Origin of the sequence: Collinsella sp. TF12-2AT, assembly GCF_003436735.1 — a bacterium.
Classification (GTDB): Bacteria; Actinomycetota; Coriobacteriia; order Coriobacteriales; family Coriobacteriaceae; genus Collinsella.
The window spans coordinates 393,384-407,454 of record NZ_QSQK01000001.1; the positions used below are offsets into that span (position 1 = coordinate 393,384).

The following is a 14,071-nucleotide window of genomic DNA, read 5'->3' on the forward strand; positions in this document are numbered from 1 at the left end:
CTCCGGCGATATACATTCCATTTAGGTTGCAACCTTGTACATGTATGGGCAAGTATATACTTATGAGCGTTTACGACCCAACTCAACTACGCAAGAAGGCACCCAATGGACGCAGTTTTTTCCTTTTTGTTTGGCACCCGCACCGGTTTTGCCATCCTTTTCGCCGGCGGCATCCTGCTGTTTGCGATTATTGCCTTTGTAATGGAGAAGCGCACCCATAAGATGTATGTCGACCGCGGCCCCAAGTCCGAGGACGAAGAAGACAGCTTCTGGGACTAACCTGCCAAAAAGGGACAGGTTTATTTTGGTCGGTTTTATCTGGGCAAACGCAAGTGCCTCGCAACTGGAATTGAGCCAGTTGCGGGGCACTTTTCGCTAAAAGGACAAAACCGCAGGAAAAACCTGCCAACATAAACCTGTCCCTTTTTTGGTCGGTTTTACTGGAGGGTTGCGTCGATTGCCTTGACCAGGGCGCTGCGCATGCCGGCGTCCTCGAGCGCAACGACGCCCTTGATGGTGGCACCACCGGGCGAGCATACGGCATCCTTCATCGCCGCAGGATGCTGGCCAGTTGCAAGCTGCAGCTTTGCCGTACCCAGCACCATCTGGCTCACAATGCGATAAGCATCCGCACGCGGGATACCGTGCTTGACCGCCGCATCGCCCAGGGCCTCGATTGCCATGGCGACAAACGCCGGAGCGCAACCACCCACCGTGCCGCCCACAAACAGCAGGCTTGTGTCGAGCTCGACGACAGCGCCAAGCTTACCGAGCAGGTCGAGCACCACAGCACGCTGCTCGTCGTTAAGCGTCGAAGCCTTCTCGCAGGCGATGACGCCCTCGCCCACCGAAACCGGCGTGTTGGGCACCGTCGAGATATGCGCGACGCCCGGCAGGACCTGCTCCCACTTGGCACTGTCCCAGGTCCAGGCAACCGACAGAACGACCTTTTTGGCAAGAGCATCCTTGAGCGGGGCGAATACCTTCTCGATCATGTACGGTTTGACCGCAGCGACCACGATATCGGATGCGGCGACAACCTCGGCGGCATCGTGGCAGGCGACCATGCCGCGCGCCTCGCAGCGCTCAACCAGTGCGTCGTAGCGACCCGCGCAGGCGCACATGTCGCTCGCAGCTACACCGGCAGCGATCCAGCCATCGGCCATAGCGCTCGCCATATTGCCAAAACCGACAAATCCAATCTTCATATCGCATAGTCCTTTCAGACACATTCCTCAAAACGAAAGGTATTGTCCCACGCCATTGTTTCGTATTGCCGACCTATTTGTGATACGGCTCGCCACGACTGATCTTGCAGGCACGGTAAATCTGCTCCAGCAGCACCACACGCGCCAGGTTATGCGGCAAGGTAATGCGTCCAAAGCTGAGCATCTCGTCGGCTCGTGCGCGCACGTCATCGCTCACGCCGTCCGAACCGCCGATTACAAAGGCAATGTCGCTGCTGCCTCGCAGCATAAGATCGTCGAGCCTCGCCGAAAACTCCTCGCTCGAGCGCTCCTTGCCCTCGATAGCCAGCAGGATCACATGCGCTCGAGATGGCAAGGCGGCAAGAATCGCCGCCCCCTCCTTGTCGCGCGCGGCATCCACGCCGCCCGCCTTAGCCGGGTCGATATCGGCCACCTCGCGGATATCCACCTTGGCATAGGCACCTAGGCGCTTGGTGTACTCAGCGCACGCGTCCTTCCAAAAGCGCTCCTTGAGCTTACCGACGCAAACGACGGTGTATTTCACGCGCGTCTACTCCTTCGAATCGTTTTGAACTTTGCCGGCGGCCAGCATCTGCTCGAACATCGAGGCCGACTGCGAAAAGTCGCTCGGCAGCACGACCGTCGAGGTTTTACCCGTGCGAGCGAACTCCGTCATCATCTCGGACCACTGCGTAAACATGAACAGTTGGTTGGCCTCGTCATTGCCGACACCCGTCTCCTGGATGATCTCGAGCGAATCTTTGATACCCAGCGCGATGGCCTTGCGCTGGTTGGCGATGCCCTCGCCCGCCTTTTCCATAGCCTCGGCCTCGGCGGTCGCCTCGGTGACGCGCTTGATGCGGTCGGCCTCGGCGAGCTCCTGCGCGGCAGCGCGCTTGCGCTGGGCAGCGTTGATGTCGTTCATGGAGTTCTCAACCTCGGTCGGCAGTGCGATTTTGGTGATGAGCGTCGACACGAGGGTGAAGCCGTAGGCGGCCATCTGCTCGGAAACGGTAGCGTTGACATCCTTGGCGATGTCATCCTTCTTGGCAAAGACCTCATCGAGTGTGTAGACGGGGATGGAGGAGCGCAGGGCGTCGGTGATGAAGTCGCGCATCTGGTCGACGGGCTCCTGCAGCATGTAGTAGCTCTTGTAGATGCCCGAATCTGCCGGGCCGGCGCCCATGTCGTAGCTCACGTGGTACTGAGCGGAGACCTCAAGACCGATGGTCACGTTGTCCTGGGTCTTAACGTCGATGCCAAAACCGTTTTTCATGGTGCGCAGGCTCACCGTGGCGGCCTTGCGGTCGATCACGGGCACCTTCACGTGGAAGCCCGCGTTGACGATACGGTTGAACTTACCCAAGCGCTCGATGATTACGGCGTGCTGCTGTTCAACGACATAACAGGCGTTGGGGAGCAGCAGCAACAGGATGATGATGGGAATCAAAAGGCTGGTAAGGGCGGCGATGATACCGGAAAACAGCATGGTCTCTCCTCTGATAGGCACACGTTGGTACTAGGATACCCGTCCAAGGAGATCGTGCACAACAAAAAGAGCTCCCATTGCTGGGAGCTCTTTCAATCCATGGTGCGGGCGAAAGGACGTCCGCCTATCCGCTGCGCGGATCCGCACCGGCTTCGCCCGCCTGCCGGCGGACTCGCCAGCTCGCTAAAAACGCTCCGCGTTTTCTTGACGCTCGCTCCTTCACAGGTTCAAGTCCCTGCGATGGGCACATAACAAAAAAAGCCCCCATTGCTGGGAGCTCTTTCAATCAATGGTGCGGGCGAAAGGACTTGAACCTTCATGGGGTTGCCCCCATACGGACCTGAACCGTACGCGTCTGCCAATTCCGCCACGCCCGCGTGCAGGAATTAGAATAACGGAGCGCCATCGCGAACGCAAGAACTATTTTTGAAAAAGTTTGCAGGCATTTTCCCAAGCGGCTTGCGCGATTGTTTCGGCGTCCTCACCAGTGCGATCGACACGGTCGTTAACCAGCGCGTTTGCCGTAATGGAGATCATTGCGGGCTCGCATTCAAGACCGCGGATGGGCTCCGGAGCCATATACGGGCAATCCGTCTCGAACAAAATGCGGTCGAGCGGGGTCGCCGCAAATGCCTCGCGCACGTCGTCGTTGCGCTTAAAGGTGGCCGCACCACCATAGGCGATATAGCAGCCCAGCTTCACAAAGCGCTCCATCGTGGCGCGGTCCTCGCCAAAGCAGTGCAGCACACAACCGGCCTGGGGCACGCCCACCTCACGAAGCACGTTGTACGCATCCATATGCGAGGTGCGCTCCCCATCCGAGTCCTCGTGCCGCAGGTGCAACTCCACCGGCACGTTACGGCACGCGGCAAGCTCGAGCTGGCGCGCCATGCAGTCAATCTGCACGTTATGAGGTGCCGGCGCGATATCGTCATCATAGTCCATGTGGTAGTCCAGGCCGATTTCGCCAATACCGGCGCATAAGGGGTCATCGAGTGCGGCAACGACCTGTGCGTGAACGTCGTCGGTATAGTCCGGCGCGCCATACGGATGCACGCCGGCAAGATACTTGATCTGCGGGATATCCTGCATCGGCAGAATCTCGCGCGTCAGCCAGTCGCTATAGTCCGTCACGCTGCGCTTATCGGCAATGGGATCGAAGACCGTCACCAACAGGTCGATGCCCGCGGCTTTGGCGCGCACGAGTGTCTCGGGCACTTCTTTGCCCCAAAACGAAAGCAGATGCGCATGCGTGTCAGCAAGCGGTGCCAAGGGCACGGGACAAGCAACTGTCTTCTTTTTCTTGGTAAACGTCACGCGTTCGGCATTAGGCATCATGGATTAGCTCCTGGGCCAGACGGACAAAGTCGGCAACATCAAGCGTCTCGGCGCGCGTGGTTGGTGCGATACCGCAAGCCTCAAAGGCGGCATCGAGCACGTCCTTGGCAAAACCGTTGGCGCTCATGGAATTGCGGATGGTCTTGCGACGCTGAGCAAATGCAGCGTCAATCACGCAGGCCACAAATTCGCGATCGAGTTCTTCGGGCACCACACCGTCAACACGGTCGATACGCACGACGGCCGAGTCCACGTGCGGCGCCGGCATAAAGCAACGCGGCGGCACCTCAAAGCGACCCGTCACCTGCGCATACAGGCCGAGCTTTGCCGTATAGCCGCCATAGGTCTTGTTGCCCGGCACTGCGGCAATGCGATCGGCAACCTCCTTTTGCACCATGACGACAGCGCGCTTAAGCGCGGGCATCGTCTGGAAGAACTGAAGAATGATCGTCGCCGCCACGTTATAGGGCAGATTCGCGACAAACACCGTGGGTTCACCACCGGCGGCCTGCTCAATCTGCTCCGGCGTCACCTTGAGCGCATCGCCCATGATAAAGCGGAAGTTGGCATAGTCGGCGGCGTGGGCATCGAGCACCGGCTCAAGCTCGGGATCGGCCTCAATGGACGTAACGCACGCCGCTTCCTGCAGTAACGCAAGTGTCAACGTTCCACAACCCGGACCCACCTCGAGTACGCGCTCGTCACCTGCAAGCTCGGCAAGCTCGCAGATACGCTCGATCACATGATTGTCGATTAGAAAGTTCTGGCCCAGGCGATGCTTGGTCGCAAGGCCAAACTCCTCCAGCAGCTCCCTGGTGGCCGTGGGGTTTGCCAAAGGCGAAGTTGTCATGGTTGCCTCCTTAGCATGATGGCGGCGTCTTGAAACAAAAGGGCATGGACCGTGGCGGCCATGCCCTTACAGCTAAACAGCAAATTGCCGATATGGCGCTCGCGCGGTCTCTACGCCAGACGCGGGAACAGCGGATCGCCCTTCTCGACGGGCTGACCACCAGCAAGCAGGCCCCAAGCGCAAATGCCCTTGAGGTCGTCGCTCGCGGCCTCGCCCTCACAGGACAGGCGGCGCAGAGCCTCGACAGAAGTCTGAGGCATGAGCGGCATCAGCAGGTGGGCGGCGATGCGGATGGCCTCGAGCAGGTTGTAAATCACAAATGCCAGCTCGTCAGCCTTGGCCTCGTCCTTGGCAAGCGCCCAGGGCTCGGAGTCCTCGATGTAGTGGTTGGCGGCATGGATGAGCTCCATGACCTCATCCTTGGCTCCGCCGTAATCGAGCATGTCCATCTTGGCCATGTAGCGCTCGACCAAACCGTCGGCAATCTTTGCCAGCGGGTTATCGAACGCGTCGGCAGACGCCGGTTTAGCCGGGGCGCAGCCGTCAAAGTACTTTGCGCTCATGTTGAGCGAGCGCGAAATGAGGTTGCCCCAGCTGTTGGCCAGATCGGCGTTGTAGACCTGCTCCATGCGATCGAAGCTGATGGCGCCGTCGGTGCCGGGGACCACGTCGGTCATAAAGTAATAGCGATAGCCCTCAACGCCCAGCATGTCGATAACGTCCTGCGGAGCGATGGCGTTACCGCGGCTCTTGGACATCTTCTCGGCCTTGCCGGTCTCGGCATTGCGCACGGTCAGGAAGCCGTGGGCAAAGACGTGCTCGGGCAGGGCCTCGCCGATGGCCATGAGCATGGCGGGCCAAATGACGCAGTGGAAGCGGATGATGTCCTTACCCACGATGTGGAACTGCGCGGGCCAGCGATAGGCCAGCTCGGCACGCGCCTCGTCGGTGTCGACACCGTAGCCGACGGCCGTCATATAGTTGAGCAGCGCATCGAACCACACGTAGGTCACGTGACCCTCGTCAAACGGGACCTGAATGCCCCAGTCAAAGCTCGTGCGGCTCACGGAAAGGTCGTTAAGGCCGCCCTCGACAAAGCTACGTACCTCGTTCATGCGGAACGCAGGCTCGACAAAGTCGGGGTGCTCGTCATAGAGCTTGAGAAGCTTGTCCTGGAAGGCGGAAAGCTTAAAGAAGTAGGACTCCTCCTGCACGCGCTCAAGCGGACGGTGGCAGTCGGGGCATAGATGCTGGCCGACGCTGCCGTACTCCTCGTCGCCCTTCTGGACCTGCGTATCAGTGAAGTAGGTCTCGTCAGGCACGCAATACCAACCGTCGTAGCTGCCCTTATACAGGTAACCGGACTCCTTCATGCGCTCCCACAGATACTGCACGGCATGATGCTGGCGCGGCTCGGTGGTGCGGATGAAGTCGTCGTTGGAAATCTCGAGCTTGCTCCAAAGCTCCTTGAAGTGCGGGGCCTGGCTATCGGTCCACTCCTGCGGCGTCATGCCATGCTTGGCTGCGGCCTCGGCGACCTTCTCGCCGTGCTCGTCCATGCCGGTCAGGAACTTGACGTTATAGCCGGCGGAACGGCGATAGCGAGCCTGAACGTCGGCGATGATGGTGGAATAAGCCGTGCCCAGGTGCGGATCGGCGTTGACGTAGTAGATGGGCGTCGTGATAAAGAACGAAGGCTTGCTTTGATCCATGGGGTTTGTCCTCCAGAAAAACGTTGCATACAGAGGATGATTCTAGCGCAAGGGCTGGATATCCTCCATCTATTGCATATCGAGCACCATGGCATAGACATCGCGCTTGCGGCGCGAATACTTCTGAGACAGGCGCTTGGCCACCGCAGACGCGGGCTCCCCCTCCTCGAGCGCGGCGCGGATATCCTCGCGCAGGGCCTCGTCGGGATCCGCTACCGCGGCGCCAACCGGCGCGATACCGGCCTCCTCATCCTCGCTCGGTGGCGCGATGACCAGCGCAATCTCGCCCTTTACCTCGCCGCGAGCACGCAGCTCCTCGGCAAGCTGGTCAGCGGGCCCGCGCAAGACCTCCTCGTGCAGCTTGGTGAGCTCGCGGCAGACGGCAACCTCACGCTGGGGAAAGACCTCCGCCACGGCCTCGAGCGTCGCCACGATGCGATGTGGAGACTCGTAGAAGATGAGTGCGCCGGGCACCACGGCAAGGCGCTGCAAACGGCGCACACGGTCGCCGTGCTTTCGGCCCAAAAAGCCCTCGAAGAAAAAATGCTCGCAGGGAATGCCGGACGAAACAAGCGCCGTGACGCAAGCAGAGGGCCCAGGAATAACTTCGACGGGCACATCGGCCTCACGCGCCGCCTCGATCAGCGCCTGGCCGGGATCGGACACGCTCGGCATGCCGGCGTCCGAGGCAAAGGCGAGGGTCTCCCCCGCCAGCAGACGGTCGACCAGGCCGGCAGCGCGGCTAGCGATCACATTCTCGTCGCAACGGACAAGCGGCTTGGAAATGCCCAGGTGCATCAGCAGCTTTGACGTCACACGCGTGTCTTCGCAGCAGATGACATCGGCAGCGGCAAAGGCCTCGCCAACGCGCGGGGACAGGTCACCCAGGTTGCCGATGGGCGTGCCGACCACATAGAGTTTGCCCGTATGGGCGCTGTTTTGCGTCATATCAACCTATTCAATCATGCCGCGCTCGAGCGTACCGAGCGCCGCGCGGGCGTCCCATGCTGCAATGCGCTTTTCGGTCTTCCACGTTTGGAAGAACCAACCGGCAGCCGGCGCAAACGAAGCCAGCTGGTTGGCGATAAACACGCGCTCGTAGGCATTGCGGCCCTCGGGCGTAACCGACGAGTTGGCAAAGATCGCCGCGCCCGACCATTCGCCCACCAGCACGGGGAACCCAGTCGAAATCGCTTCTTTAAGCTCGCGCTTGTTACGCGAAATCGCCGTCGTCAGCCCGCGAGGGCTCGTGATGTCGAGCGCATACTCGTCGCGGTAATGGTACAGGTGAAGGTCCATGTAGACGTTCTTGTACTTGGCGCCGCGCATAAAATGCTTCCACTCGCTGGGATGCCCCGACGACGAGAAGACGACGATCTTATCCTCGGGCATATACGAACGAACGAGCTCGTAGGCATCGCGATAGAAATTGCGCAGGTAGTGGGCCGGAATGCCATCCGTCATGGTGAAGAGGCTCTTGCGAACGCTCATCTGCGGCGTGTCCAGCAGCTCAATGCCCAGCAGGCTCTCGGCCTCGCCATAGCGATCGGCCAAGCGCTCGAGCACGTCGAGTGCGACATGACGGCCGTTGGTGGACGAATGCCACTCGGCGACAGCCTCCGGCGTGGTGGGCGAATCGTTGGAATCGCCCTGGCCACCGGGCACGGTTGCCAGATCGAGCAGCACGCGGATGTCGTACTTGGCAGCCCACTCAATTGCACGGTCAATGTAGTCGACAACCGAGATGTAGGACGCATCGGACCCCTGTGAGCCAAAGGCATACCAGGGCACCGGCAGACGCACGGCATTGAGGCCAATCTGCGCCATGCGGCGAAAATCGTCCTCGCTCACAAACGTCTCGTAATGGCGGCGCATGCGCTCGTTATAGGCGGCGCTACCCATGGCCTCCTGTAGCTCGGCCGCGTTGGATGCACCGGTCGCCGCGTACAGCGACGGGGTCACCCAAGGCTCGGGAATAAACCAGCCAGAGAGATTAACGCCGAGTATCCTCTCCATCACTGCCCCCTTCGGATCATGCAGGTCGAACCCGCATCGTATTGCGTAGGATAAGTATCGTTTTGAGTATACCCGCGTGTGCGGACAGGCGACCGAACGGTCTGCAAAGTGACGCGAAAGTGGGAGGAATGTCTGGGAGCAGACGGACTCGGAATGGTGCGACGAGGTGTGTACGTGCGCCGGAGGCAGGCACCGGAAAGTGTGTCCCGTTCTGAGCCCTTATTCTGGGACGCAGTTTCCGCAGAACCCTACATAAAAGAAAAGGACCCCTTTGCAGAGGTCCTAGTCAATTCAAGGTGGCGGGGAAGGGAATCGCGTCCGCGCGCTGCGCGGACGGACCGCTGCGGCGCTTACGCGCCTTGCGAGCTGCGCTGGCAAACGCTTACGCGTTTACTCAGCTCCGCGCCCTCACGGGGTTCGATTCCGTGCGAGGGCTACATAAAAGAAAAGGACCCCTTTGCAGAGGTCCTAGTCAATTCAAGGTGGCGGGGAAGGGAATCGAACCCCTGACACGAGGATTTTCAGTCCTCTGCTCTACCAACTGAGCTACCCAGCCATTTGAGGTGTGCCTTGTTTCAAGGCTTGATTAGTATAACCAAGGACGCGTTCCGGTCAACCGAGAATTTTAAAAAAGTTTTTGAGCACAGCCTCGGTTCTTTAAATCGGCACGTCAGAGGCATCAGCCGGCAGCAAGAAGTTTTTCGCTCAGAGCCGCACGGGCAAACTCACTTGGCGTCATCCCCTCGGCAGCCGCCCGTCGACGAATGGCCTCCTTCATTCCCAGAGGAATCTTGACCGACAGCGTTGCCGTCCCCTCACCTGAGAGCGGGGGCCGTCCAAGCACGATCCCACCAACGGTGTGTTCGCCATCCGGAAACTCTCCGCGCTCGTACGACTCACACCACGCGTCAATCATTTCATCCGTTACAACCTGACCATTAGCGGCCGTATACGTCTTGCCCATCATCGACCCCTTTGCCGAGCCTGTTCAATCTCCTGCCAAACTTACCCAATTTCGTATGACGAAAGTCCGCTGTCGCCAATTCTTAAGTCGGCACGCGTTGGAGAGCAGGGGTCGAAACAATGATTGAAGAGCGTTCTAGTGCGGCCCAGGCGCCGGGGTAGGAACACATACGCCAGGGACATACGTTTTCGTAGCGCGCGAGGATATTGCCGTCGCGATCGATGAAGGCGATGTCGATGGGATAGGCCATAAAACACGTGTGGACCGAAGAGCAGCGTGGAAACGCCATGACGAGCGGCAGGCCGTTGGCGGCAACCGGACGCCGTCCCAGCATGCCGCGCAGGCGCATGACAAACGACTCCGCCACCGCAAACTCGGCCGGCGTCCAACCCAGCCTATTGAGTGCCCGCGCGTAGGCGATGTAGGACGAGACCGCGGTCACATGACCACCCCCGGGCGCCATGGATCGACCGTCACCGCGCGCTCGTGCGACAACGTTGTCGGCGCCCCCAGCGGAACGCCAGCGATGCTGAGAGAAGTCGGCCACGGCTCATAGTGCATGGTGCAGGTGTAGGTCCTAAACGTACCGGATAGGGAGAGCAGGCCACCATCCGATGCCTCCGCGCCTTGCTCGCTCGACACTTCGATCTGCAAGTCATAGCCTTTCATGGCATTCAGAATTTGAGTCTGAACCGTCGCCGAGGCATCGGCAGAGCTTTCGTCGCCCTCCCCCTCCGACGCCACGGCGTGCGCCAACACGATGTCGGGCACCACGCGGTCGAAGCGCGCGACAGCGCTGGCAAAGATCATGACGTTGTATACGATGAGTGCCAGCACCAGCAAAACGGGCGTAACCACTGCCATCTCCACCGTCGCTTGGGCGCGCTCCTCGCGCAGACGCATGCGGATACTCATTACGACCCACCGCCCAGAGCGCCAACCAGCGTGGCGACATCGACGGTAAGCGGGATGGAGCCGCCGCCGGGCAGAGGAATCTCCGCAAGTGTGAGCACCGTACCGCTGATGGTGCGTTCGACTTGATATTCCAACGCCTCGCAAAGCGCCTTGGGATCGGTCACGCCCAACGGAATACTTCGCAGCTTGTCTTGCGCTTGAGAGAGACCGGCAATGTCAGACCCCGGGCTCTTAATGACGTTGGCGGAATCGGTCAGCACTGGCTTTCGCAGGCGCAAGTCGCACGGTTCCAGACCCAACGCCGCCACGGACGCCGAAACGGTATCGCCGAGCCATGATGCGATGGAGCCCAACGCGCCGCTGCCCCCTCCTAGGCCTTTAATCATCTCGTCCATAAGTTCGTCGGCCGAACCTTGGATATCACCGTATCCTACGAGCAGCCGTCCCCAAACATCCATGACGCCGTCGAGTACGCCGGCAACGCCACCCGAGCGTTCCTTCAATGTTGAGAAAAATCGCGAAAGCACGTTGTTTTGCGCCGTCGCCTCATCGGGCGCCAGCACCGCGGCAGAGATGGCACCGCGACTGCCAAGCTCAACCGCCGTGTTAAACGAAGAGTTAAGTTGATCGGGGCTGGCAATATCACCCGAAACTGCAAAGGCGACTACGCCGTTGCGGCCAGGTGGGGCGATACGCGGACGCTCGCCCGAAAGCGCTTTGATGGCCTGGTCAAACGCATTGCTCGCACGGTCGGCCTCATCCTCGGTCTGACGCATGAGCTCAAGCTCTTTGTTCCGACATTTGACGTATTCCTCCAAGGCCTTTTTGAACTCGTCGAAGTGATATTCGAAGCCGTTTTCGATAGAGGTTGAAGGCGCCGCAACAGCACCAAGCGACGAAACGCCAAAATGGCATTTGCTGCATTTATCCTGTCCATCGTAATCGGCAACCGAAGCAAATCCGCTCGGCGTCCCTTTCTTATAGTTAGGGCAGGTCGTCCCGTAATGCAGATACGCCTTGTCATCGTTCACGCTCGTCGGCCACACCGCATCGGTATAGAGCTCCGTCGCCCGAACCTCATCAGAGTTGCGCGGCAGCAGCGGAATATAGGAGGAAACCCTGTCTCCGTTCTCGGTTATATGTGCCCGATCGACCTCCGCGCTCGCATAGGTATAAAACGCCTTACGCGCCGCAGACTCTGCCTTCATCTCGACACTCGAGCCGTGGGGCTTCTCATTTGTCAGACGCCAATGGTAGTAGTCCTTCGCGCGATCAAGGGCAACCTGGGGCTCCCACGTAACGCTCGATGAGTAATGCGGATTTTGAACACCGGAGAGATCCGTTAGGCTTTTCGCACGCTCCCACATGCAAGAACAGCTGCCGACCGAGCCCTTGTCAGACCCACCACAATCCGCCAGCCAAGCACGCTCTTTAGCCTTCGCCGTGTCCTCAGAAGCCTTCCGCAGCTCCTCGGCCGCACCCTCTAAATCATCTGATGTGTCTTTAATGGTATCGGTCGAGATCTCTGATCCTTTGAGCGCAGCGAAGTCAGACTCGGATGTCCTGGGCACGGCAAGCGCCGTACCGGTATAGGTCACACTATCGGTATCCTGCACCGACACCGCCTGCGTGGCACGCGCGGCGATCAGATACGGCAGGGCCGTCTCGATTTTCTGTAAGCCTTCCGATGCGCTTTTGGCAAACTTGTTGCGCGTTTTAATGATCTCAATCCCGGTGTCGACCATATTGCCGGCAACCGGCTCGGCACCCGGGATGAGGATGGCGACCAGGCCCGTCCCGATCGTGGCAAACCCCGCCAGCCCCAGACTCAAGATGCTCGCATCAACCACCGTGGCAGCCGTGTGATAGGACGACACTACGTTGGCACCCGCCAGCGCGCCGCTATCGGCAGCCACCTGGGTGTCCCCCGCGCGCGACATGCTCCATATCGCCGCCGTCGACGAAAACAGCAGCGTGAGCACCACTAGGATGACCACGGCAGAAGAAAGCGTGGTATAGGCGCCGTCTTCGATAAACAGATCGACACCGGCTCGACCCATAAAGCCGCCTCGCTTGCGATGGCAGCTCGGACGGTGCGTCAAAACGCGTCTAGACCAGAAACGCTTAATCCCATGCAGCAATCCACGAATCATAATCTCCCTCCAGCCATTCGGGACGCGATTGATACGAGACATCGACCTTGAGCTCAACGTAGCCGCCCTCGGCGGTACCACCCATAGCCTGCGCAAGCGCACCGATCACAGGCAACGGCTTGACCTCGCCGGAAACGGACACGGACGAGACGCCACCCGCACCGGCCCGGCCAAGCTCGATATCCCACGACAACGGCCCGCCGGCATGAAAGATCGAAACGTTGGGCACTGCGGCAAGTCGGCGGCGGGCGAACTCCTTAAGATCGTCGTCCTCCGCCGTCGTCGTGGTCATGAGCCGCGCGGTCTCGGCGGCGGCAGACTCCATGACCGCGCGCGTATAGAGCAGGCACACCGGTTGCAGCGCGAGAAGGATGAGTGTCAGAAACGTCGGCAGCAAAAAAGCGGCCTCGACCGTAGACTGCGCCCGGTCCTCGCGCGCGGCATCAATACAACGCGATGTCCTTAGCGGCCGCAGCGGCGTCGATAACCGACGTCGAGGCAACGCCATGGGATGCCGCCCGCTCAACCAGCGCCGCCAAGCGCCCATCGGTGCCGGCACGCCAAAGCCCCGCGATCGCCAGCACGATCGATAACAGCGCCACCGTGACGATGGCGTATTCGACCGTCGCCTGGGCAGATTCCTCACGCAGGACATCATGCATTTCACGATCCCTCCTTTGAGTCCGTTGCCTGCGGGCTCAGGCGCACGGCGCGCAGACGACACGAAGCATCGCCAGCATCCGCGGCAATTGTCACCATATCGACCCAGCCGCGTCCGTCGCGCACGATGGCGCCCCACACGTTTCCCTTGATGTCGAGATAGCCGCTCAGAGCAAGTTGCGCCGTGGGTACCTCGCGATAGGCACGCAGCATATCCGCCGCCGCTTCGGTCATCGGTCGGTCCTCGGACCATGCAAGTCGGACCGCAATCGCGTTGCCCTCAGGCGAATCCGTCGCAGTGCCAGACCGCTTGTCGAGCGTCCGCAGAAAGTTTTGCGCCGTGACAGCGACATCCGAATCGTCCGCATCTCGCATCTCATCTTTTTGAGACGCCGCCGCCGAATCTGAGCCCAAATCGGAGGCGGTCCCAGGACGCTGCTGCCGCGCGGCGTTAAGCCCCCAAAGCACCGTCGCTATCGCCACGGTCAGGCAAGCAAACACCAGCAGCACCCCGATGGGGCGCTCGCCCTCTACAGGCTGTTGATGCCCTCGCTGATAGCGTTCCATAGATCTTGGACCTTGCCCTTAAATGCGACGATGGCGATAATCGCGATCACCACGAGCACGCCGACCAAGATGGCATACTCGGTGGTACCCTGTGCACTCTCCTCCTGCAATAGTTCCTTGGCGCGCTGACGAACATGTGCCGCCCGGCAAAACGCCCAGCCCTGGACCTTGCCAGCAGCGTCAGTCATCGTGTTCATGT

Annotated in this window: 17 protein-coding genes and 2 tRNA genes; 1 reads left to right on the forward strand and 18 read right to left on the reverse strand. The window is 60.1% G+C overall.

Annotated elements, in window-relative coordinates; all coding sequences use genetic code 11:
- The first annotated feature begins 105 nt into the window (after positions 1–105).
- Positions 106–279, forward strand: coding sequence for a DUF6724 family protein (locus DXD24_RS10150; protein WP_168170424.1), 174 nt, complete (start codon positions 106–108; stop codon positions 277–279).
- Between the two features lie 158 nt (positions 280–437).
- Here DXD24_RS10150 and proC read toward each other — a convergent pair whose 3' ends face one another.
- From proC to DXD24_RS01690, 18 genes are all read right to left on the reverse strand, one after another.
- A complete protein-coding gene (proC, locus tag DXD24_RS01605) occupies positions 438–1,208 on the reverse strand; it encodes a pyrroline-5-carboxylate reductase (RefSeq protein WP_089572672.1) in 771 nt (256 codons plus the stop codon).
- 73 nt (positions 1,209–1,281) lie between these two features.
- The gene (rlmH, locus tag DXD24_RS01610) at positions 1,282–1,752 is read right to left on the reverse strand and encodes a 23S rRNA (pseudouridine(1915)-N(3))-methyltransferase RlmH (RefSeq protein ID WP_117563694.1); all 471 of its coding nucleotides are present in this window, start codon (positions 1,750–1,752) and stop codon (positions 1,282–1,284) included.
- Positions 1,753–1,758: 6 nt separating this feature from the next.
- Complete coding sequence (locus tag DXD24_RS01615) at positions 1,759–2,697, reverse strand: SPFH domain-containing protein (protein ID WP_055250521.1); 939 nt, start codon at positions 2,695–2,697, stop codon at positions 1,759–1,761.
- A gap of 290 nt (positions 2,698–2,987) precedes the next feature.
- Positions 2,988–3,074 (reverse strand) — tRNA-Leu (locus tag DXD24_RS01620).
- 43 nt (positions 3,075–3,117) lie between these two features.
- Positions 3,118–4,035: a TatD family hydrolase gene (locus DXD24_RS01625; RefSeq protein WP_117563695.1), complete on the reverse strand. Its 918-nt coding sequence runs from the start codon at positions 4,033–4,035 to the stop codon at positions 3,118–3,120.
- Entirely contained in the window at positions 4,025–4,885 is an 861-nt protein-coding gene (gene rsmA, locus DXD24_RS01630) for a 16S rRNA (adenine(1518)-N(6)/adenine(1519)-N(6))-dimethyltransferase RsmA (protein ID WP_117563696.1), read from the reverse strand. The genes DXD24_RS01625 and rsmA overlap by 11 nt, the downstream gene beginning before the upstream one ends.
- Positions 4,886–4,995: 110 nt before the next feature.
- Entirely contained in the window at positions 4,996–6,597 is a 1,602-nt protein-coding gene (gene metG / locus DXD24_RS01635; RefSeq protein WP_117563697.1) for a methionine--tRNA ligase, read from the reverse strand.
- 69 nt (positions 6,598–6,666) lie between these two features.
- Positions 6,667–7,545: a 16S rRNA (cytidine(1402)-2'-O)-methyltransferase gene (gene rsmI / locus DXD24_RS01640; RefSeq protein ID WP_117563698.1), complete on the reverse strand. Its 879-nt coding sequence runs from the start codon at positions 7,543–7,545 to the stop codon at positions 6,667–6,669.
- Between the two features lie 6 nt (positions 7,546–7,551).
- Positions 7,552–8,613 carry a glycoside hydrolase family 5 protein gene (locus tag DXD24_RS01645; protein WP_117563699.1) on the reverse strand — a complete coding sequence of 354 codons (1,062 nt, stop codon included), beginning with the start codon at positions 8,611–8,613 and terminating at the stop codon, positions 7,552–7,554.
- A 483-nt stretch (positions 8,614–9,096) separates the two neighbouring features.
- Positions 9,097–9,169: transfer RNA gene (locus tag DXD24_RS01650), tRNA-Phe, on the reverse strand.
- Positions 9,170–9,292: 123 nt separating this feature from the next.
- Positions 9,293–9,577 carry a ribbon-helix-helix domain-containing protein gene (locus tag DXD24_RS01655; protein ID WP_117563700.1) on the reverse strand — a complete coding sequence of 95 codons (285 nt, stop codon included), beginning with the start codon at positions 9,575–9,577 and terminating at the stop codon, positions 9,293–9,295.
- A gap of 82 nt (positions 9,578–9,659) precedes the next feature.
- A complete protein-coding gene (locus DXD24_RS01660; protein WP_055250533.1) occupies positions 9,660–10,019 on the reverse strand; it encodes a DUF192 domain-containing protein in 360 nt (119 codons plus the stop codon).
- Positions 10,016–10,492 carry a TadE/TadG family type IV pilus assembly protein gene (locus DXD24_RS01665; RefSeq protein WP_055250534.1) on the reverse strand — a complete coding sequence of 159 codons (477 nt, stop codon included), beginning with the start codon at positions 10,490–10,492 and terminating at the stop codon, positions 10,016–10,018. Before DXD24_RS01665 ends, DXD24_RS01660 begins: the two co-directional genes overlap by 4 nt.
- Positions 10,492–12,552: a hypothetical protein gene (locus DXD24_RS01670; protein WP_117645939.1), complete on the reverse strand. Its 2,061-nt coding sequence runs from the start codon at positions 12,550–12,552 to the stop codon at positions 10,492–10,494. Before DXD24_RS01670 ends, DXD24_RS01665 begins: the two co-directional genes overlap by 1 nt.
- A 64-nt stretch (positions 12,553–12,616) precedes the next feature.
- The gene (locus tag DXD24_RS01675; RefSeq protein ID WP_117645941.1) at positions 12,617–13,153 is read right to left on the reverse strand and encodes a TadE/TadG family type IV pilus assembly protein; all 537 of its coding nucleotides are present in this window, start codon (positions 13,151–13,153) and stop codon (positions 12,617–12,619) included.
- The gene (locus tag DXD24_RS01680) at positions 13,089–13,307 is read right to left on the reverse strand and encodes a hypothetical protein (RefSeq protein WP_117563704.1); all 219 of its coding nucleotides are present in this window, start codon (positions 13,305–13,307) and stop codon (positions 13,089–13,091) included. Before DXD24_RS01680 ends, DXD24_RS01675 begins: the two co-directional genes overlap by 65 nt.
- A gap of 1 nt (position 13,308) precedes the next feature.
- The gene (locus tag DXD24_RS01685; RefSeq protein WP_147325415.1) at positions 13,309–13,872 is read right to left on the reverse strand and encodes a hypothetical protein; all 564 of its coding nucleotides are present in this window, start codon (positions 13,870–13,872) and stop codon (positions 13,309–13,311) included.
- Positions 13,836–14,069, reverse strand: coding sequence for a hypothetical protein (locus DXD24_RS01690; RefSeq protein WP_089572694.1), 234 nt, complete (start codon positions 14,067–14,069; stop codon positions 13,836–13,838). Before DXD24_RS01690 ends, DXD24_RS01685 begins: the two co-directional genes overlap by 37 nt.
- Positions 14,070–14,071 lie beyond the last annotated feature (2 nt).